Raw genomic sequence first — 20,413 nt, forward strand, 5'->3', positions numbered from 1 at the left:
AATCACCGATTATCAAATATGCAATAACAAGCCCTGAAATTACAGAATCGCTAATTAGACGCTTAAATTTTGCTAAACGTATAATCTGAAAAATATATATGCATATACGATGTAACATTTTGATTGGTTTTACGTACAAATAGTATAAACCAAAAACAATTTAAAAAAATGAGAAAGCCGGTAGTAGTCATTGTATTGCTCTTAGTTGGATTTTTATTGTTCTATTTAAACCTGCCCGTAATCAGTTATGGATTCACAGGATTTGCAGTAATCCTGTTATTCCTTGTTCTTGCCTTTAGTTTCTTAACCGTTGATGTAATCACAAAGAACAAAAAGGTAAGCATTCAGTTTACAAAACTGCAAAAAGTGGGATTCGCTGTTGCGTTTCTGCTGGTTGTTTATATTGTATTGTTGCCACTGCTTACCAGTGCACCAATGTTCAGGAGTGATGATTATCGTGCCATGATAGGTAAGGTAAAAGCGGGTGACAAGATGACGAATCACATTGCACCTATTGCCATAAACAAGGTGAGGGTGGTCGATGAGGACCTTGCCCACCTGCTTGGTGAAAAGATATTGGGCTCAGACCCTGCTTTGGGTAGTAAGTCGGAGCTTGGAGAGTTCTTTATACAGAAAGTGGGAGAGGAATTATATTGGGTTGCTCCGTTGCAGCACTCGGGATTCTTCAAATGGCTAAATAACCGTGAAGGTACCGAAGGTTATGTAATGGTATCGGCGACCAATGAGCGTGATGTAAAGCTGGTGCAAAACCTTGGAGGTAAAGACCTGAAGATAAAATACCAGCCGGCAGCCTTTTTTGGCAGCGAGATAGAGCGTCATGCATACTTCAACGGCTATATGTCAACCGGATTAGCCGATTTTAATTTTGAGATCGACGATAACGGAAAACCTTTCTGGGTAGCGACCAAATACCGTAAAGAAGTTGGCTTCTCGGGTAATGATGCCATGGGTGTGATACTTATTGATGCCCAAACGGGTGAGATCAGCGATTACTGCATTGCCGATGCTCCTAAATGGGTAGACAGGATCCAGCCGATTTCTTTCGTGATTGACCAGCTGAGTGACTGGGGTGAATACATCCACGGATACTGGAACTGGGCAAATACGGATAAACTTATGATTACCGAAGACCTTACGCTTGTTTATGGCGAGGACGGCCGTTCTTACTGGTACACAGGAGTATCGTCAGTAGGTAAGGAAGAATCAGCGGTAGGCTTTGTGCTTGTTGATACAAGAACTAAAGAAACTACGATTTACCACCAGAGCGGTGCTACCGAGTATGCAGCGCAAAGTTCTGCCGAAGGTAAAGTCCAGGAGAAAGGCTATAACGCTTCGCTGCCTGTACCGTATACCATAAATGGTATTCCAACCTATGTAATGACGCTTAAAGACGGTGGCGGACTGGTTAAGATGTATGCCATGGTAGCCATTGGCGACTATACTATTGTAGGTGTGGGTAATACCATGCGCGAAACGCTGATGTCGTTCAAAAACGTGTACAACATGGCGGGCAACCGCATTAACCCTGATTCTAAAGATACCCGTACCAGCCTGAAAACGGTAGTGACACGTATACAAAGCGATATCAAGAACGGAAACAGTTTCTATTACTTTACGGTAAATGGCAACCATAAGATATTTATCGGTTCGTCACAATTGTCTAACGAACTGCCTGTAACTATAGTAGGCGACAGCGTGAACATATCTTTTGATACAGATAATGAAGAGGTAATTGATGTTTCGTCTTTTGATAACCTTAAGCTTGGGGTGAATAAAAAATAATAAACCTACAAGGTTTTGAAAACCTTGCAGGTTGAGTGCGGGAGTTAGATTCCTGCAAGGTCTCAAAGACCTTGTAGGTATAAAATAAGAGCACAGATTCTATATAAAACAAAAAAAGCCGCAATTAACTGCGGCTTTTTTCATGTCTATATGTTTTTTGCTTACGCATGTATCTTCACTAATGCAGCAGCAGCTTTTGCTTTCTCGACAATTCCTTCTATTGGCGTGCCAACAGCGTCGCTAACCAAAGCTACACCCATACGACGGTAAGGGCGTGACGTAGGTTTTCCGAATAATCTGAAGTCGGTTTTAGGAAGGGCAGCAATAGCCTCAACACCTGTAAAAGTTGGTTTGTCACTATTTTCAGAAGCCAGCATTACAGCGCTTGCTCCGGCTCTTTCCAGTGTTATCTCTGCGATTGGCAGGCTAAGTATCGCACGCAGATGCAGTTCGAATTCGTTAAAGTTCTGTGTGCCGGCAAGGGTTACCATTCCGGTGTCGTGCGGACGAGGTGAAAGTTCAGAGAAGTATACGCCTTCATCCGTAAGGAAGAACTCAACACCAAAGATACCGGCTCCGCCAAGGGCTTCGGTCACTTTGCGTGCCATATCCTGTGCTTCGGCAATGTCCTTATCAGTAACATTAGCCGGCTGCCAGCTTTCCTGGTAGTCACCACGTTCCTGCCTGTGGCCTATCGGGGCACAGAAAAGGGTAGGGTTGTTGTTCTGTGTTACGGTAAGCAGTGTAATTTCAGAATTGAAATTCACAAAAGCTTCCACAATAACTTCTACAACGTCACCACGCGAACCTTCAACGGCATATTTCCATGCTTTTTCAATATCGTCCTGTGTTTTGATGGTCGACTGGCCTTTACCCGAAGATGACATCAATGGCTTAACCACACATGGCATACCTACTTCAGCTACAGCCTTAGCCAGCTGTTCGCCCGATGTTGCATAACGGTAATTGGCTGTGCGAAGGCCAAGGTCTTTGGCTGCAAGGTCACGGATGGCCTTACGGTTCATGGTAAAATTGGCCGCTTTAGCCGATGGCACTACTTTAATGCCTTGTTTCTCGTAATCGTAAAAACGCTCGGTACGGATGGCTTCTATTTCGGGAACTATAAAGTCAGGATTGTGTTTGGCAACGATGGCATCAAGTGCGGTACCGTCAAGCATGTTAATCACTTCGAAGCCATCGGCAACCTGCATGGCAGGTGCGCCTGCATAGCTGTCTACGGCAATAACTGTCTGGCCGATGCGTTGTGCAGCGATAACAAATTCTTTACCAAGTTCTCCTGATCCTAATAGTACTATCTTTTTTTGCATTTTCTATTGTTGTTTGTTGATGGTTGCCGGTTGCCGGTTCGGCGGCGGCTCAAATGTACAAAAGTTTATAAAAAAAGTCCCTCGCTGTGGAGGGACTCTGTATTAATAAGCTAAAGCTTCTTTTATTCTTCGTAGTGCTTCCGTCAGGATGTCTTCGCTTGTCGCGTAAGAGAAACGGATGCAGTCTGGGTTACCAAACGCATCTCCTGTTACCGTTGCTACATTGGCATATTCCAACAGGTACATAGAAAGGTCATCGGCATTTTTGATGTCAACACCGTTAAGTGTTTTACCAAAGAATGACGATACATCAGGGAATACATAAAAAGCCCCTTCAGGAACGTTGATCTTAACGCCGGGAATTTCTTTTAGCAGTCCTACCACAAGGTCTCTTCGGCTATGGAATGCTTTTACCATGTCTTTAAGTACACTTGGGTCGGCATCTACAGCAGTAATCGTAGCACGCTGTGCAATACTGTTGGCGCCGCTGGTTACCTGTCCCTGCATTTTCGTACATGCTTTTGCGATGAATTCAGGAGCTCCGATATAACCGATCCTCCATCCTGTCATGGCAAATGCTTTAGCAACACCGTTTACGGTAACAGTTCTGTCAAACATTCCCGGGATGGTAGCAATACTGCAGAAAGTTCCTGAGAAGTTGATATGCTCATAGATCTCATCAGATACCACATAGATGTTAGGGTATTTCTCCAATACTTTCGCGATAGCCGTAAGCTCTTCTACGTTGTATACAGAACCGCTTGGGTTGCATGGAGAGCTGAACATGATAAGCTTAGTCTTAGGCGTGATCGCCGCTTCAAGCTGTTCAGGAGTTATTTTGAAATCGTTTTCTATCGTAGTTGGCACTTCAACAGGATTAGCTTCTGCCATCTTAACCATCTCTGAGTAGCTTACCCAGTATGGCGCCGGAAGGATACACTCATCACCCGGATTAAGCATTACCTGGCATACGTTATAAAGTGACTGCTTTGCACCTGTAGAAACCACGATGTTTGCCGGTTTGTAATCAAGGTTGTTATCTCTTTTGAATTTACGGCAGATAGCATCTTTAAGTTCGGCATACCCGTCTACGGGGCTGTATGTGCTGTAGTTTTCGTGTATGGCTTTTATCGCAGCCTCCTTAATAAAGTCAGGAGTGTTGAAGTCAGGCTCGCCAAGGCTAAGGCTGATGATGTCTTTACCCTGAGCTTTAAGTTCTCTGGCTTTGGCAGCCATGGCTAGGGTTTGCGATACAGATAGGTTGTTAATTCTGTCAGAAAGCGGATTCATTACTAAAAGATGTTTTTGGATTTATGTTCTTTAATTAATTCAGTGCGGGTTTCATTCCCAGTTCTTTCAGGTGCCTGAAGTGTGCTGCAACAGCGCCACTCATTGTTTTGAATTCGTGGTAGGGCAGGTTGTGCTCTTTGGCAGTCTGCTTTACGATCTCGGCAATCTTGCCATAGTGAATATGGCTGATGTTAGGGAATATATGATGCTCAATCTGGTGGTTAAGGCCACCGGTAAACCAGTTTATGATCCTGTTCTTAGGCGCAAAGTTAGCAGTGGTATACAGTTGGTGTATTGCCCAGGTATTCTCCAATTCACCGTTTTCGTCAGGAATTGGGTTTGAAGTTTCTTCGACAACGTGAGCCAGCTGGAATACTACGCTCAAAATAAGTCCTGCAGTATAATGCATCACGAAAAAGCCAATTAGTACTTCCCACCAAACGATACCCAAAAGTATTGGAGTAACAATCCAGATAAGCACATAGATTATTTTGGTGATAACCAAAACTGTCCATTGTTTGATCGGACTTTGGAATTTACCATACGAAAGGCCTCTTTTGATATAGCGCCTCATTTGTTTGATATCGGTAGTGATAGCCCAGTTGAAAGTCAGTAATCCGTAAAGGAAAATAGAGTAATAATGCTGGAATTTATGCATTTTCATCCATTTTGCCTCCTGTGTAAATCGGATGACACGCCCTGCATCAAGATCTTCATCATGCCCGTGGATGTTGGTATACGTATGGTGCAGCACATTGTGCTGAACCTGCCAGTTGTTTACGTTTCCGGCAAGCAGGTATAGGCTCCCGCCCATGAACTTGTTAAGCCATGATTTATCAGAATACGAGCCGTGGTTACCATCGTGCATTACGTTCATCCCAATGCCTGCCATCCCAATGCCCATAACCACCGATAGCAATAGCTGTGCCCAAAGCGGCATGTCTAAAGTAAGGATTACAAAGTAAGGGGTAAGCAACAGCGAAAACATGATAACAGCCTTAAGGTGAAGTTTCCAGTTTCCGGTTTTTTTGATATTGTTATCTTTAAAGTAATCGTTTACACGCTTATTCAGTGTACGGAAGAATTTTAAAGAATCGTTTTTAGAGAATATTGGTGGATTTATGTGCATAACAAGTTTATAATCTAGGGTTTCAAAGGTAGTTATTAATGAAAAGTAAACGCAAAAAATGATACTAAATTTCATCTCAGAAATGATTACTTTTGTTGAAAATTTAAAAGATGCAGGAGATACTTAAGCATTTTCCTAACCTTTCGGAAACTCAGATGGCACAATTTGCTAAACTGGAAGAATTATATACCGAATGGAATGCTAAAATAAATGTGATTTCGAGAAAGGATATCGAGGAGCTTTACACACGCCATGTCTTGCATTCGCTTGGTATTGCCAAAGTGATGGAGTTTAAGCCGGGAGCACACGTGATGGACGTGGGTACCGGAGGAGGATTTCCAGGTATACCTCTAGCTATTTTATTTCCTGAGACCAATTTTTACCTGATTGATGTTATCGCTAAAAAAATAAAAGTTGTTCAGGAAGTAGCCAATGGCCTTGGATTGAAGAATGTAAAAGCTGAACAAAAAAGGGCTGAGACCGTAACTAAGGATTTCGACTTTATCGTAAGCCGTGCTGTAACCAATATGCCCGATTTTGTGGTGTGGGTGAGAGGCAAAATTAAAAAAGAACAAAATCACGACCTGCCCAATGGAATATTATACCTAAAAGGTGGTGACCTGACCGAAGAGCTTGAAGTGTTTCAGAAAGTGACACTATTTAATCTTTCGGATTATTTTGAAGATGAATTCTTTGAAACGAAAAAAGTGGTTCACCTTGCGATGAAATATAAAGTGTAAATAGAAAGAGCTGCCTTGTGCAGCTCTTTTTTTTTGTGTAACAAATTCTGTATTACAGCTACTTATACCTTAATCTAAATAATCAGATTATGAATAACAGTAGAAGGGACTGGTTCAAAAGAACAGGATTGGCGGCTTTGGGTCTAAGCCTTGCGCCACTTGAGGGGTTTGCTTTTAAGGATATAGGTTTTGCAGATATTATAGAAGAGACTACAATAAGGTTAAGCTCTAATGAGAATCCCTATGGGCCACCAGTGGCTTCGCGTTCTGCTATGGTTGCTGCTGTAAATAATAGTAACCGTTACGCCTGGAGCCAGACGGAAAAGCTTGCTGCTGCCATCGCAAAAAAGAATGACCTTACCGAAGAAAATGTACTGTTGAGTGCCGGCTCTATGGAGATACTGGATATTGCCGGAAGGCTTGCCGCAAAAGCTAAAGGAAGTATTGTTGTTTCTGATACTACGTTTAGTTACTGGACAAACGCTGCAATGCAATTGGGCGCCGAAAAAATTGTGGTGCCGCTTACCCGTAACAAGAAGAATGACCTTGATGCCATGCTTAAAGCCGTGCGTGCTGATACGAAACTGGTGTACATTTGTAATCCTAATAATCCTACAGGGACGATTTGCAAAACGGAAGATCTTATACGTTTTGTAAAAGAGGTATCGCGTAAGGCAATCGTATTGGTTGATGAGGCATATATTGAGTTTACCGATGAGGTGTCTATGGCGACTTTGGTAAAAGAAAATAAGAATATCATTGTGGCAAGGACCTTCTCAAAAATATACGGACTGGCAGGAGCGCGTGTTGGCTATGCCCTGGCACATACCGATACAATTGTGGAGATGGACAAGATGCAGGCTTACGTTCGCGGAGGCATAAGTGCAGTATCGGGAGCAGGAGCAATGGCAGCGCTCGATGATGTGTCATTCGTTACGAAAACAAGAACATTAAACGAAGCGGCAAAACAATATACTATCCGTGAATTTGAAAAATTAGGCATCAGCTGCATTCCTTCGTTTACTAACTTTCTGTATTTTTCATTGGCAAATTATAAAAAAGATTTCTTTAAACTGCTTGAAAGTAACAATATAGAAGGTACCGCTATTTTTGAAGAAGACGGAAAATGGTCCCGCATTACTATCGGTACAATGGAAGATATGCAAAAGCTTATCAAGGCTATATCTTAAATAAAAAAGGCTTCCGATTGGAAGCCTTTAGTTGATTGTATATTAATTATCCTAAGAACGGATACCTGTAATCTGTTGGCGGAACGAATGTCTCTTTGATCGTTCTTGGCGATACCCAACGCAGTAAGTTCAGTATTGAACCTGCTTTGTCGTTAGTGCCTGATGCTCTTGCACCACCAAATGGCTGTTGTCCTACAACAGCACCTGTCGGTTTGTCGTTGATGTAGAAGTTACCTGCAGCATTCTCAAGCGCTTTAGTAGCCTCTTCGATAGCATAACGGTCTTGGCTAAAGATAGCTCCCGTTAGTGCATAAGGAGAAGTTTCGTCTACAAGCTTAAGTGTTTCTGCCCACTTAGCATCTTCGTAAACATATACTGTAAGTACAGGGCCAAAAAGCTCTGTTTCCATAGTGTCATATTTAGGGTTTGTTGTAACGATAACCGTAGGCTCGATAAACCATCCCACCGATTTGTCATAACCACCACCAATAACTACTTCTGCCTCGTTAGAAGCTTTGGCAGCATCGATAGCTTTAGCAAGCTTGTCGAATGAACCTTCAGTGATCACCGCAGATACAAAGTTTGTAGTGTCATCTGTAGCGCCCATTTTGAAAGAAGCAAGGTCTTTAGCCATCTGCTCTTTTACTGCTGGCCATATAGACTGAGGTATGTAAGCTCTTGAAGCTGCCGAACATTTTTGCCCCTGGTATTCAAATGCACCTCTTGAAAGGGCAGTTGCAACCTGTGCAGGGATAGATGATGGGTGAGCAAGAACGAAATCTTTACCTCCTGTTTCACCTACTATTCGTGGGTATGTTTTGTATTTGCTGATGTTTTTACCGATAGCACCCCAAATGTCGTTGAATACACCTGTTGATCCTGTAAAGTGAACACCTGCGAAGTCAGGGCTTGAAACGATAGTATCAGTAACCATTCCTGCGCTTCCGTTGATCATGTTGATAACACCATCAGGTAATCCTGCAAGCTTGAATACTTCCATGATCACATTAGCACTAAGCATTTGCGTTGCGCTCGGTTTCCAAACCACAACGTTTCCTAACATAGCAGGAGCTGATGGAAGGTTACCTGCGATAGCTGTAAAGTTGAAAGGAGTGATGGCATAGATGAATCCTTCCAGTGGGCGGTGTTCCATCCTGTTCCATATACCTTCAGACGATACCGGCTGCTCAGCATATATCTGAGTCATGAACTCTACGTTGTAACGTAAGAAGTCGATGAACTCACATGCAGCGTCAATTTCTGCCTGGTGTATTGTTTTTGCCTGGCCTATCATGGTTGCAGCATTAATCTTTGCACGGTAAGGACCGGCTAAAAGATCGGCAGCCTTAAGGAAGATAGAGGCTCTGTGTTCCCACGATAGGGCAGCCCATTTCTTCTTAGCGGCAAGTGCGGCAGCGATAGCTTTTTCTACATGCTCTTTTTCGGCATCATGAAAAACACCAACCACTTTTTTGTGGTTAAACGGCGGATTGATGGTTCTTGTTTTTCCGGTACGAACTTCTTCGCTTCCTATGTATAAAGGTACATCAGTTGTGGTGTTGTACATTTCTTTAAAAGCGGCAAGTACCTGCTCTCTGTCTGCTGATCCCGGAGCGTAAGCCTTAACAGGTTCGTTAATGGCTTTTGGTACATTATAAATTCCTTTTGGCATAGTGTAATGTAATTTAAAGGATTAAATTAAAGTATTGCAAATGTACAATAAATTATCCATCCTGTATTTGCAAATAATACAGGAAAAAAGCCAATCTGCTGATTATAATGTTAGTTTATTGCAAATGGCGCGCTCAGTCTGAAAGTAGGTACCATTACCCTGAACGAGCGTGTGGTAGTAAAGTTGATCATGTTGAAATAACCACGCATTGCACCAAATGGCGACGCCAGAAGGCAGCCAGAACTGTAGGTGTGGCTTTCGCCGGGCTTAAGTACGGGTTTTTTGCCTATCACGCCTTCACCATCTACGGTTTCGATGTCGTTAAGGGAATCGTAGATTTCCCAATGGCGGGTGTTAAGCTGTACGGAGTCTTTGCTTTGGTTCTCTATGGTTATCTCATAGCTAAAAGCGAACTGTATCCTGTAATTTTTAAAGTATGTGCCTTCAAAATTAGTAGATACCGATATTTTTATGCCTCTTGTTATCTGTGTTACCATGCTAAACCTGTTTAGGGGTTCTCAATCCTGTTCAAAAATACAAATTTAATACATTATGAACTAAATTTCAAACATTAAATTATCAGTAAGTAATATTTAACTAATTGATTCTTAATTGATAATATTGGTTGAGTTGGCGCTGCCTATGCCAATCACCCTATCATAACGGTCATTGTTCTCTCTATAGTATACAAGTATATTATATTCGTTTTCAGTTTGGTAAAAATTGCCATCTACAGCATGCTCGCCATCTACCTTACCATTTTTATCTGCGGTAATGTACATGTAGTTATTAAAGCCCTGTTTTATCATGATGGCTTTTTCATACAGGCCCGACTTTGCATTGTAATCCATTTTATACTCCGGTGTTTTGGCATAATCATTAAACATACCGCCTACATAGATGTCTTTTTTCTCATAAAAAGCAGGTGCACTCAGACTGAAGAATACCCATGTATAATCTGACTCCAGCATTGGGTCGGTAACGCTCAGGTTAATGTTCCTGGTCTGGAAATTACCATTAATATCAGGGTAATAGGTATAAACTTTAGATCCCCTTGCCTCGTTTGTATATAATATGGTATTGTAAATTTCGCCGGCTGTTATGCGTACAACATTGTTCACGGCATTACGAATGTCTTTATTCTCAAAGTACATGTATTCGTTACCTGCCCAAAATTGCGTTTCCTTGTCATATTTATAGATAAGATCGTTGGCAATGGTATATTGTGGCTTAATATTATACATGGCGTTATCAAAACGGCCATTTTGAAACAAGGCTATTTTTACATTTTGTAGTGGGCTCTGGAACAATATGGCTTTACTCCTTATGGAAAAGTCAAGATTATGTTTTTCAAGATTAGTAGTCATATCCCTTGTTCTCTTTACCTGTATAGGTACGGCTACCTGCTCTTCATACAAAACGAATCTTCGGGTAAATACCACTTCGCGTTCATCGTTAAGTATTTTTAAGATATAATTTCCGCTAAGCAGCAGGGTGGTGAATTTATTAGGGAAAGGCAGTGTGTATCGTGAATAGATCTGCAGTGTGTTAAATGAGTTGGCGTAGGTTTGAATGCGCTGCGTGTCGAACCCGCGGATGTAATCATTTACGCTTAACATGTTCGAAGGCGTCCAGTCATAATTACAGTGTTGTATGCTGTAGTAATAGTTAGCCTCGTTGCCAAAAAGATCATCAAAAACAAATGTGAAAGGCTCATTCAGCCTGAAAAAAGGAAAAACATTCTGGCCGTCTTTCATAAAAGAAGCCGTTTTAATATTGTAGGGAGGAGCAATTTCCTCCTGTACCTGAGCAAAAGAAGATGTTGTGAAAAATGAGATAAAAACGAAGGCAATAAGCCTGTTTAAGACATTTGTCATTTGTGATTTGGTTTTAATCGTGAACGTAAAGATACTAATATATATTGTATCTGACATTTTTGTTGTATCAATAAGCAGGCCAAACTGTTTATAGGTTTTTAACTATTAAAAATCATAATATTATTGTATTTTTCGAGTTATTTATGCAACCAAAACTATAAACCAATTATTAAATGAAAAATCTAAAACTATGGATGTTCCTAATGGCAGTGCCACTTACAGGCGTTGCACAGGACTTCAGGGGTACTGACCCTATTCCGTTAGATCCTAACGTTAAAACAGGAAAACTCAAGAACGGACTTACCTACTACATCAGAAAAAATGCAAAACCGGAAAACAAAGTAGACCTAAGGCTTGTAATCAATGCGGGTTCGATACTTGAAGATGACGACCAGCAGGGACTTGCCCACTTTATGGAGCACATGTGCTTTAACGGGACAAAGCGTTTTCCTAAAAATGAGCTGGTAGATTACCTGCAAAGCATTGGGGTGAAATTCGGGCAGCACTTAAATGCCTACACCAGCTTTGATGAAACGGTTTACTTCCTGCCGATACCAAGCGATGACCCAGCTAAACTCGAAAAAGGTTTTGAGATTATTGAAGACTGGGCCTTCAATACAATCCTTTCTCCCGAGGAGATCGATAAGGAAAGGGGAGTAGTGCTTGAAGAGTACCGTCTTGGCCTTGATGCTGATAACAGGATGGAAAAACGTTTTATGCCTAAAGTAATGTATCAATCGCATTATGTAAACCGTTTTCCTATCGGGCAGAAAGCGATACTTGAAAACTTCAAATACGAAAAGATCAAAAAATTCTACAAAGACTGGTACCGTCCGGACCTTATGGCGGTAATTGTTGTTGGTGATATTGATGTTGCCGAGATGGAGAAAAAAATTCAGGCACATTTTGCGTCTTATGAAAATCCGAAGAATGAGCGTCCAAGAAAATTATACGACCTGCCAAACCACAAAGAAACCTTTGTTGCGGTAGAGAGCGATAAGGAAGCTTCGGCCAGCCAGGTAGAAATAATCTATAAAGATTATGATGAGGCTAAGCCGGTAGTAACCCTTAATGATTATAAGAAACGTTTAACAGAGCGTCTGTATTCGGTTATGCTTAATAAAAGGCTACGCGAACTTACCAATACGCCTACACCTCCATTTACCTATGGCTTTAGTTCGCACGGAGGTACTATGGCCAGGACTAAAGAAGCCTACCAATCAGTTGCAATGGCACAGGATGGTAAGCAGCTTGAAGCGCTAAAAACCCTGGTTGACGAAAATAACCGCGTTAAGAAATATGGATTCTCACAGGGAGAGCTTGACAGAGCAAAAATAGATTTCCTTACAAGCATGGAGCGCAGCTTCAAAGAGAAGGATAAAATGAATTCTTCAGCTTTTGTTGGGCAGTACCAGGCTAACTTTCTGGATAAAGAACCGGCTCCGGGAATTGAGTGGACCTACGACTTTATGAAGAAGGTCCTTCCTGAAATAAATCTAAACGATATTAATACACTCATCAATAACTATATTAAAGACGATAACCGTGTAGTTGTACTTACTGGTCCTGAAAAGGACGGGGTGAAACAACCTACAGAACAGGAAGTGCTTGCCGTGCTTAATGCAAAACCGGACAACCTTAAGCCTTATGATGAAGGTGTAATCGCTACAAGCCTGTTGAGAAAAGAGGTTAAACCCGGCAAGGTTACCAAAAAAGAAACGAATGCTAAGCTTGGCACAACTACGCTGACGCTTTCCAATGGTGCAAAGGTGACTTATAAAAAGACCGATTTTAAGAATGATGAGGTTTTGCTGGAGGCGGTAAGCCTTGGAGGAACCAATCTGTATACTACTGATGAGTACAAAAAAACCAATTGGGCAGATTCAGGATTGTCGGATGCAGGCTTCTCTGGGCTTAAAGTAAATGATATCAATAAATTCATGACAGGCAAGATCGCAAATGTAAGGCCTTACATTTATGATGAGACTGAAGGTTTAAGAGGCAGCACTACGCCTAAAGATATGGAATATCTGTTCCAGATGATACATGCCTATTTTACCGACCTGAATTTTGATAAAGATGCCTATGCAGGCTATGAGAAAAAGACAAAATCAATGTTTGCTAATATGGGGTCAAATCCCGATTCGTATTTTACTAATGAGCTGATGAAGTTCACAGGTAAAGAAAATCCTAGGTTTACACCAATGTATCCTTCTGATGAAGACTGGACAAATACTGATTATCAGCTTGCTTATAACAAATACAAAGAACGTTTTGCCAATGCAGGAGATTTCCAGTTTTTCTTTGTAGGTAATATTGATGACAAAGCGATAGAAGATTTCTCTGCAAAATATATCGCTTCACTTCCTGCTACCGAAAAAAGAGAGAAAATAGTCGACCTTGGCATTCGTTCAATGAAAGGCGAACATAAAAAGGTTATCTATAAAGGTACTGAGCCTAAGAGCAAGGTATTGATACGCTTCCGTGGTGAGACCAAATACAGCCCTAAAGAAGATCTTGCTATGCAGGCCTTGGGTGAAATCCTGACCATAAAGCTTGTAGAGCAGCTTAGGGAAAAAGAAAGCGGAGTATATGGAGTGAATGCCAGCGGAGGCCTTGGTAAAGTACCTTATGGTTCCTACCGTTTCACGATTTCTTTCCCTTGTGGGCCTGAAAATGCAGATAAGCTTACGGAGTCGGCGCTTGCTGAAGTTCAGAAGATAATCCAGAATGGACCTGATGCTAAAGACCTTGCCAAATATAAAGAAGGTGAACTGCTTGATTATAAAAAGAACATTAAAGAAAACCGTACATGGGCAAGTAATTTCAGAAGTTCTTATTCTCAGGGCGAAAACCCGGAAGACATCCTTACGCTTGAAGAAAAGGTAAATGCGCTTACGGCTAAAGAAATACAGGATGTGGCTAAAAAGTACCTTACCAAAGAAAAGATCATTGGTGTGCTTATGCCGGAGAAAAGTTAATATTTCATTTTACTATAGAGGTTAAAAAGAAAACCCCTGCTAAACAATAGCAGGGGTTTTCTATGAATTTAATAATTACCTTTTATAAAGGTAATTAAATTATTCTAGTTTTGAAAATAATCGTAAGTGCTTGTTGTAATGCTTCCTGATGTGTTTCCTACAGCCTTTGTAATATAGCCTTCTGTGTTATAAGTATTGGTATATGTGGTTGTGAAATTTGTGTCTTCGCTGGCAACGGTAAAGCCGGTGTAGTTGTTTACACCACCTTCGCATTCCGATAATTTCATAATATCAAATCCCTCTACATTGGTGTAAGGACCTTTTTTATCATCGAAGGTGTAAGTATAGGTTTCAGTTGCATTGTTTGCAGCATAGGTGCGTACAAACTTAGTTATGTTTCCATTAGTAAGTGTAATCACTCCTGTTGCATATAACTCAGGAATTTCACCTTCTTCCTCTAAGTCCTGACCATATTCTTCAATGCTTACCGTATTGTTATTATTGTAGGTGTATTTAACGACCTCACGTTCTAATACATCCAGATCATCTGCAGTAACTCTTAAAAGTTTATCGCCGTCGTATTCAAAAGTTTTTTTAATCACTAAATCGCCTTCAATATACTGATTGGCATATTTTATTTTACCGTTTTCATACTCATATGTTTCATACGAATCATCATTCCAGGTAATCCGTTTAAGCTTTTTACCATCAAACTCAAAATCTGCCAGAATGGTTTCGCCATCCTCAAAAATATCAGACCCTGATTTGGGTAATAATCCCGAAGTTTTTGCCGCATCGTCGTCGTTGTGGCATGCAGTCAAAAATAAAAGTGTTAGTGCAGTGATGAAGAGGTTTTTCATTTAGGTTGTTGTAAAGGTTTGAATAGTAAGAACGTCTTAGTTCAGATATTAGTATAAAAGGCCAACTCTTACAAGATCAATACAAAAGAAAACCCCTGATACAGAAATATATCAGGGGTTTTTGTTTATGCTGTAATCGTAAAGTTTAGTCTTTATAACAAACAGGTATGATCTCGCCTTTTGCCAGGCAGTAGCGTTCTACATCTTCCGGAGATAATTTTTTGGTATAGTCCTCTTCAATTACGCGGAAACCGATGCTTCTCAGTTTATCGAAATAATCACGGCCGTATACTCTTACGTGGTCATATTGTCCAAAAATGCGTGCACGCTCTTTTGGGTCGGTAATGCTGTCATCTTCAAAAGTAGTTTCGCGGCTAAGATCCTGCGGAATCTGGAATATGCCCATGCCTCCGGGTTTCAGCACGCGGTATAATTCCTGCATTGCTTTAGTGTCATCAGGGATATGTTCCAATACATGGTTACATAGTATAAGATCATAAGCATTGTCTTCAAACGGCAGGTTACATATGTCGGCCTTCACATCCGCAAGGGGGGAATAAAGATCGGTTGTGGTATAATCCAGATTTTTCTGGTTACGGAAAAGTTTGTAAAAAGCCTGTTCCGGTGCAAAGTGCAATACTTTTTTAGGTGCAGTAAAAAAATCGGTCTCATTGTTCAGGTATAGCCAAAGCAGGCGGTGTCTTTCTAACGAAAGCGTTCCCGGTGCCAGTACATTATTACGCTGATGGCCGTATCCATAAGGAAGGAAGTTTTTGAAGCTCTTGCCGTCGATAGGATCGGTGTACCTGTCGCCTTTTAAGGCAGCGGCCAAGATAGGGCGTGCAACATAGCTAAGCCTTATCAGTAAAGGACGCGGAATGGTATTGAGTATGAATTTAAAGAGTTTTTTCATTATTTGTTTCGCAAAGATTCGCAAAGAAGGCGCAAAGACACACAAAGGGTCACTAAGTTGTCGTGGCTTTTTGATTTATGAAACGTTTGATGCCTTCTTTAAGCGTTTTGGTGTGAAAATTAATCAATAATCCTAATGGATAATTGCCCAGTTTGAGATATGTCAGTATTTGAGCATAATGAACATCGGTAAAACATTCTACAGTTTTAAGTTCAAGTACTAACTTGTTCTCAACAAGCAGGTCAATCCTGTAACCATGTTCAAGTTTAATGTCTTTGTAAATTATAGGTAAAGCTTTTTGGCTTTCTACATATAAGCCACAGTTTTTGATTTCGTAAGAAAGGCATTCGCAATATGCAGATTCTAAAAGACCCGGGCCAAGGTTTTTATGAACCTCAATAGCTAATCCGAGAACTATGTTTGATAGTTTATCTGCGTCCATAAATCTTTGTGTGTCTTTGTGACTTCTTTGCGAATCTTTGTGGAATAGCTTTAAACCGTAAGAGGTTGTTTACGGAACTCATCCTCTTCATTACTAACGATACCCAGCTCTTTATAAATATAGGCGAAGGTTGAAAGTAGTTCCGGCTTGCCGTTTACTAAGGCAACGTTATGTTCAAAGTGGGCACTTGGTTTACCATCGCGTGTAACAATAGTCCAGCCGTCTTTAAGTTGTTTGATGTTTTTAGTACCCATGTTGATCATTGGTTCGATGGCAACAACCATTCCTTCCACAAAAAGTTTTCCGCGGCCGCGTTTGCCATAGTTTGGCATTTCGGGAGCTTCGTGCATCTTGCGCCCAAGGCCGTGGCCTACAAGTTCGCGCACTACACCATACCCTTCGGCTTCGGTGAATTTTTGGATGGCATTACCAACGTCTTCAACGCGGTTTCCGGCTTTAAATTCGCGGATACCCACATAAAGCGACTCTTTGGTTACCTGAAGCAGTTTTTTTGTTTCTGGCGCAACATCGCCTATCTCAAAAGTGTAGGCATGGTCGCCATAAAATTCGTTCATGATAGCTCCACAGTCTACCGATACCACATCGCCTTCTTCGATAGGGCGGTTAGTAGGCAGTCCGTGAACGATTTGTTCGTTTACGCTGGTAAGTAGTGTAGACGGGCAGCCATATAGGCCAAGAAAGCCGGGAACAGCACCATTGTCACGGATAAACTGTTCAGCAAGCTTGTCCAGGTGAAGTGTAGTGACACCCGGTTTTATTTCAGAGGCAATCATGCCTAATGTTTTAGAAACAATAAGTGCGCTTTGGCGCATCAGTTCAATTTCTTCGCTCGTTTTTGGGATGATCATGCTCATGCTCTAATATTTTTTCCACGGCAAAAGTACAACATTCAATCGAAATAATTTAAATGCGGTTGTTTACATGAGTTATGTCATATTTTATAACTTTATGGGAAGCTAATTTTGCTTAAAATATTTTACAATATGGGTAAATATGTAACTGCGGCCGAAGCCGTAAAAGTAGTACAGTCAGGTAACAGGATATATGTTCAGGCAGCTGCCGCAACACCAACGGTTTTAACTAAGGCGTTAACCGAAAGAGCACATGAACTACGCGATGTAGAGGTTTGCCATATGCATACCGAAGGTGAAGCCCCTTATGCCGATCCGGCATTAAAAGATAGTTTTCATGTCAATTCCTTTTTTATAGGCAAAAATGTTAGGCATACCCTTACTGCCGGCAATGGTTCGTATACTCCGGTTTTCCTTAGTGAGATACCCCGATTGTTCAGAAAGAATATTGTACCGCTCGATGTTGTTTTTATACACGTTTCTCCTCCTGATAGCCATGGATATTGCTCATTGGGAGTTTCGGTTGAGGCAACAAAAGCCGCTATTGAGATGGCTAAGATCGTTATTGCGCAGGTCAACCCTCAGATGCCACGCACCTTTGGCGATAGTGTTATCAGTCTTTCGGCTATTGATTATCTGGTTGAGGTCGATATGCCGCTTTACGGGCATGGAACTGATATAATAACCGATCAGGAAGCACTGATTGGAGGATTTGTAGCATCACTTATTGAAGACGAAAGCACCCTTCAGATGGGAATAGGGTCTATACCCAATGCCGCACTGGCAAAACTTACCAATCATAAAAATCTTGGCTTGCATACCGAGATGTTTTCGGATGGGGTAATTGACCTGATCGAAAAAGGAGTGATCAACTGCAAATATAAAGGAGTGACCAAGAACAGGGCGCTGGCTACATTTTTAATTGGTTCCCAGCGTTTGTATGATTTTGTAAACGATAACCCATTCATTTCGATGCGTGAATCTTCTTTTGTGAATGATACTGCAGTCATCCGTCGTAATCCTAAAATGGTAGCGATAAATTCGGCTATTGAGGTGGATATTACCGGGCAGGTATGTGCCGATTCTATCGGGTCTAAAATGTATTCAGGGGTAGGAGGCCAGATGGACTTCATTCGCGGGGCATCACTTAGTGAAGGTGGTAAGGCTATTATAGCATTGCCTTCGGTTACTAAAAATGGTGAAAGTAAGATCGTGCCGTTCCTGAAACAGGGTGCCGGTGTGGTTACCACCCGTGCTCATGTTCAGTATGTGGTTACCGAATATGGTATTGCCGATCTTTATGGCAAGACGCTAAAACAACGCGCGGTGGCAATGACTAATATTGCACATCCTGATCACAGGGAAACAATTGATAAAGCGTATTATGAATCGCTGAAAAAACTATAAGCAAAAGGCCTGCATAATTGCAGGCCTTTTGCTTTATCTTAAGCACTAATACCTAAGTCTCTTATTAGCTTTTAGGAAACCAACGAATGCCTTGTCATGGCAGCAGGCTGCTCAAGACCCATCAGGTCAAGGATGGTAGGAGCGATGTCGCCTAATACACCGTCTTTAACGTGTTTCAGGTCTTTATCGACCAGAATGATCGGCACCGGATTAGTGGTGTGAGCTGTATTCGGACTTCCATCAGGATTTATCATCGTTTCGCAGTTACCGTGATCGGCAATTACTATTGTGGTATACCCATTGTCCAGGGCTGCCCCAATAACCTCTTTGACACAGGCATCAACAGCTTCACAGGCTTTGATGGCGGCTTCCATAACACCGGTATGGCCTACCATGTCGCCATTGGCAAAATTAAGGCATACAAAATCTACTTCACCTTTTTTAAGCTCCGGTACAAGCGCATCTTTAAGGTCAAAAGCGCTCATTTCAGGCTGAAGGTCGTATGTAGCCACTTTTGGCGAAGGACAAAGCAGTCGCTTTTCTCCTTCAAAAGGTTCTTCACGGCCTCCAGAGAAGAAGAAAGTTACGTGAGGGTATTTCTCGGTTTCGGCAATGCGTATTTGCTTTTTGCCGTTGCGCGATACTATTTCGCCAAGTGTTTCGGTAAGATTGTCTTTGTCATATACAACGTGGATCCCTGTGTAGTTATCATCATAATTGGTCATGGTAACATAGTATAGGTTCAGTTTGTGCATGTTCTGCTCGTGCAGGTCATACTGGCTCAGTACTTCGGTAAGCTGTCTTCCGCGATCAGTACGGAAGTTGAAGAAAATAACCACATCACCTTCCTGAATGGTTGCCAGAGGCTTTCCTGCATCATCCGTCATTACAACCGGCTTGATGAACTCATCGGTAATGCCTTCGTTATAACTGTTATGAATACTGTCAACCGCATTTGTAGAAGGTGTGCCTTCGCCATTAACCAGCAGGTCATAAGCAAGCTTTACCCTTTCCCAGCGTTTGTCGCGATCCATGGCATAATAGCGGCCAATCATAGATGCAAGTTTCGCATTGGTGTTTTTAATATGGTTCTCAAGCTCAGAGATAAAGAATACCCCCGATTTTGGGTCAACATCACGTCCGTCAGTAAAAGCGTGTATGAATACATTTTCTACGCCTGCCGCCTGTGTTGCATCTACAAGCCCTTTCAGGTGATCTATATGAGAGTGTACGCCACCATTAGATACCAGTCCTAACAGGTGTACATTTTTATTATTTTCTTTTGCATAGTTAAAAGCATCAACAAGAGGCTTTTCTGTAGCAAGTGTATTGTTTTGTACTGCTAGGTTTATTTTTACAAGATCCTGGTACACGATTCGGCCGGCACCAAGGTTCATGTGGCCTACTTCGCTGTTGCCCATCTGTCCTTCGGGAAGGCCCACATTTAGCCCGTCGGTGCGAAGGGATGCATTAGGGTAATTTGTGTACAGGCTGTCTATAAACGGGGTGTTGGCATTGTCTATGGCTGATACCTTAGGGTCTGGCGATTTCCCCCAACCATCAAGTATCATTAGGATTACTTTTTTGTTCATTTTCAATATATTATGTTTTTTTGGCACGATTTTGGGTTATTATTAACCCGTATCGAAGGGCTAAAATTACTATAATTTGCCCAGTTATGTAGTAACGGCATTCTGTTTAAGTATCGATTTGCATAAAATTTATAAAAAAATTAAGATTGGTGCAATATCTTTATTACGAGACCGTTATAGTGAAGATTATTAATGATAAGAGAGGCACAGTCCGGGAAGGGGCCTGCCAAATGATAAATGTTAAATAATTGATTTTAACAGTGTTGCTATTTTTTGTTTAAGATTTCTTTAACTATTTTAGCAGCCTGTCAAAAACA

The 20,413-nt window shown here is 41.5% G+C and carries 16 protein-coding genes; 5 read left to right on the forward strand and 11 right to left on the reverse strand.

The genetic code is table 11. The features are described from left to right. Nucleotides 1-168: 168 nt before the first annotated feature. Entirely contained in the window at nucleotides 169-1,803 is a 1,635-nt protein-coding gene (locus tag ACX0HA_RS08250) for a hypothetical protein (RefSeq protein ID WP_458844792.1), read from the forward strand. A 161-nt stretch (nucleotides 1,804-1,964) separates the two neighbouring features. Here ACX0HA_RS08250 and purT read toward each other — a convergent pair whose 3' ends face one another. The 3 genes from purT to ACX0HA_RS08265 form a co-directional block, all read right to left on the reverse strand. Further along, on the reverse strand, nucleotides 1,965-3,131 hold the full coding sequence (gene purT / locus ACX0HA_RS08255) for a formate-dependent phosphoribosylglycinamide formyltransferase (RefSeq protein ID WP_458844793.1): 1,167 nt from the start codon (nucleotides 3,129-3,131) through the stop codon (nucleotides 1,965-1,967). Between the two features lie 102 nt (nucleotides 3,132-3,233). Then, nucleotides 3,234-4,421 carry a pyridoxal phosphate-dependent aminotransferase gene (locus ACX0HA_RS08260; RefSeq protein ID WP_458844794.1) on the reverse strand — a complete coding sequence of 396 codons (1,188 nt, stop codon included), beginning with the start codon at nucleotides 4,419-4,421 and terminating at the stop codon, nucleotides 3,234-3,236. A gap of 34 nt (nucleotides 4,422-4,455) precedes the next feature. Next, nucleotides 4,456-5,550, reverse strand: a complete 1,095-nt coding sequence (locus ACX0HA_RS08265; protein WP_458844795.1) for a fatty acid desaturase family protein — start codon at nucleotides 5,548-5,550, stop codon at nucleotides 4,456-4,458. Nucleotides 5,551-5,660: 110 nt separating this feature from the next. Here ACX0HA_RS08265 and rsmG point away from each other — a divergent pair, with 110 nt between their 5' ends. Continuing rightward, nucleotides 5,661-6,290: a 16S rRNA (guanine(527)-N(7))-methyltransferase RsmG gene (rsmG, locus tag ACX0HA_RS08270; protein ID WP_458844796.1), complete on the forward strand. Its 630-nt coding sequence runs from the start codon at nucleotides 5,661-5,663 to the stop codon at nucleotides 6,288-6,290. 89 nt (nucleotides 6,291-6,379) lie between these two features. After that, nucleotides 6,380-7,480, forward strand: a complete 1,101-nt coding sequence (locus ACX0HA_RS08275) for a pyridoxal phosphate-dependent aminotransferase (protein WP_458844797.1) — start codon at nucleotides 6,380-6,382, stop codon at nucleotides 7,478-7,480. A 46-nt stretch (nucleotides 7,481-7,526) separates the two neighbouring features. On the opposite strand, the gene pruA is transcribed toward ACX0HA_RS08275, so the two are convergent. The 3 genes from pruA to ACX0HA_RS08290 form a co-directional block, all read right to left on the reverse strand. Beyond that, nucleotides 7,527-9,152, reverse strand: coding sequence for an L-glutamate gamma-semialdehyde dehydrogenase (pruA, locus tag ACX0HA_RS08280; RefSeq protein WP_458844798.1), 1,626 nt, complete (start codon nucleotides 9,150-9,152; stop codon nucleotides 7,527-7,529). A gap of 110 nt (nucleotides 9,153-9,262) precedes the next feature. Then, entirely contained in the window at nucleotides 9,263-9,649 is a 387-nt protein-coding gene (apaG, locus tag ACX0HA_RS08285) for a Co2+/Mg2+ efflux protein ApaG (protein ID WP_458844799.1), read from the reverse strand. 111 nt (nucleotides 9,650-9,760) lie between these two features. Next, complete coding sequence (locus ACX0HA_RS08290; protein WP_458844800.1) at nucleotides 9,761-11,029, reverse strand: type IX secretion system plug protein; 1,269 nt, start codon at nucleotides 11,027-11,029, stop codon at nucleotides 9,761-9,763. Nucleotides 11,030-11,202: 173 nt separating this feature from the next. Between ACX0HA_RS08290 and ACX0HA_RS08295 the strand changes: the two genes are divergently transcribed. Next, nucleotides 11,203-14,010 carry a M16 family metallopeptidase gene (locus ACX0HA_RS08295; RefSeq protein WP_458844801.1) on the forward strand — a complete coding sequence of 936 codons (2,808 nt, stop codon included), beginning with the start codon at nucleotides 11,203-11,205 and terminating at the stop codon, nucleotides 14,008-14,010. A 104-nt stretch (nucleotides 14,011-14,114) separates the two neighbouring features. On the opposite strand, the gene ACX0HA_RS08300 is transcribed toward ACX0HA_RS08295, so the two are convergent. The 4 genes from ACX0HA_RS08300 to map form a co-directional block, all read right to left on the reverse strand. Continuing rightward, nucleotides 14,115-14,870: a hypothetical protein gene (locus ACX0HA_RS08300; RefSeq protein ID WP_458844802.1), complete on the reverse strand. Its 756-nt coding sequence runs from the start codon at nucleotides 14,868-14,870 to the stop codon at nucleotides 14,115-14,117. 145 nt (nucleotides 14,871-15,015) lie between these two features. Continuing rightward, the gene (locus ACX0HA_RS08305; protein ID WP_458844803.1) at nucleotides 15,016-15,783 is read right to left on the reverse strand and encodes a class I SAM-dependent methyltransferase; all 768 of its coding nucleotides are present in this window, start codon (nucleotides 15,781-15,783) and stop codon (nucleotides 15,016-15,018) included. Nucleotides 15,784-15,835: 52 nt separating this feature from the next. Next, nucleotides 15,836-16,225, reverse strand: coding sequence for a GxxExxY protein (locus tag ACX0HA_RS08310; protein WP_458844804.1), 390 nt, complete (start codon nucleotides 16,223-16,225; stop codon nucleotides 15,836-15,838). Between the two features lie 50 nt (nucleotides 16,226-16,275). Then, entirely contained in the window at nucleotides 16,276-17,094 is an 819-nt protein-coding gene (map, locus tag ACX0HA_RS08315; RefSeq protein WP_458844876.1) for a type I methionyl aminopeptidase, read from the reverse strand. Between the two features lie 135 nt (nucleotides 17,095-17,229). Here map and ACX0HA_RS08320 point away from each other — a divergent pair, with 135 nt between their 5' ends. Beyond that, complete coding sequence (locus tag ACX0HA_RS08320; RefSeq protein ID WP_458844805.1) at nucleotides 17,230-18,504, forward strand: acetyl-CoA hydrolase/transferase family protein; 1,275 nt, start codon at nucleotides 17,230-17,232, stop codon at nucleotides 18,502-18,504. 71 nt (nucleotides 18,505-18,575) lie between these two features. Here the strand turns inward: ACX0HA_RS08320 and gpmI are convergent, their stop codons facing one another. Beyond that, nucleotides 18,576-20,096 (reverse strand): 2,3-bisphosphoglycerate-independent phosphoglycerate mutase, encoded by a 1,521-nt coding sequence (gene gpmI / locus ACX0HA_RS08325; protein WP_458844806.1) that lies wholly within the window; start codon nucleotides 20,094-20,096, stop codon nucleotides 18,576-18,578. Between the last annotated feature and the right edge of the window lie 317 nt (nucleotides 20,097-20,413).

Source organism: Flavobacterium hauense (genome assembly GCF_054457175.1).

Bases quoted from the DNA above. Each gene is read 5' to 3' on its own strand.
- ACX0HA_RS08310 (WP_458844804.1), bottom strand. From the start codon at position 16,225: ATGGACGCAGATAAACTATCAAACATAGTTCTCGGATTAGCTATTGAG.
- ACX0HA_RS08300 (WP_458844802.1), bottom strand. From the start codon at position 14,870: ATGAAAAACCTCTTCATCACTGCACTAACACTTTTATTTTTGACTGCA.
- ACX0HA_RS08275 (WP_458844797.1), top strand. From the start codon at position 6,380: ATGAATAACAGTAGAAGGGACTGGTTCAAAAGAACAGGATTGGCGGCT.
- gpmI (WP_458844806.1), bottom strand. From the start codon at position 20,096: ATGAACAAAAAAGTAATCCTAATGATACTTGATGGTTGGGGGAAATCG.
- ACX0HA_RS08295 (WP_458844801.1), top strand. From the start codon at position 11,203: ATGAAAAATCTAAAACTATGGATGTTCCTAATGGCAGTGCCACTTACA.
- ACX0HA_RS08305 (WP_458844803.1), bottom strand. From the start codon at position 15,783: ATGAAAAAACTCTTTAAATTCATACTCAATACCATTCCGCGTCCTTTA.
- rsmG (WP_458844796.1), top strand. From the start codon at position 5,661: ATGCAGGAGATACTTAAGCATTTTCCTAACCTTTCGGAAACTCAGATG.
- ACX0HA_RS08250 (WP_458844792.1), top strand. From the start codon at position 169: ATGAGAAAGCCGGTAGTAGTCATTGTATTGCTCTTAGTTGGATTTTTA.
- apaG (WP_458844799.1), bottom strand. From the start codon at position 9,649: ATGGTAACACAGATAACAAGAGGCATAAAAATATCGGTATCTACTAAT.
- ACX0HA_RS08265 (WP_458844795.1), bottom strand. From the start codon at position 5,550: ATGCACATAAATCCACCAATATTCTCTAAAAACGATTCTTTAAAATTC.
- map (WP_458844876.1), bottom strand. From the start codon at position 17,094: ATGATCATCCCAAAAACGAGCGAAGAAATTGAACTGATGCGCCAAAGC.
- pruA (WP_458844798.1), bottom strand. From the start codon at position 9,152: ATGCCAAAAGGAATTTATAATGTACCAAAAGCCATTAACGAACCTGTT.
- ACX0HA_RS08320 (WP_458844805.1), top strand. From the start codon at position 17,230: ATGGGTAAATATGTAACTGCGGCCGAAGCCGTAAAAGTAGTACAGTCA.
- ACX0HA_RS08260 (WP_458844794.1), bottom strand. From the start codon at position 4,421: ATGAATCCGCTTTCTGACAGAATTAACAACCTATCTGTATCGCAAACC.
- ACX0HA_RS08290 (WP_458844800.1), bottom strand. From the start codon at position 11,029: ATGACAAATGTCTTAAACAGGCTTATTGCCTTCGTTTTTATCTCATTT.
- purT (WP_458844793.1), bottom strand. From the start codon at position 3,131: ATGCAAAAAAAGATAGTACTATTAGGATCAGGAGAACTTGGTAAAGAA.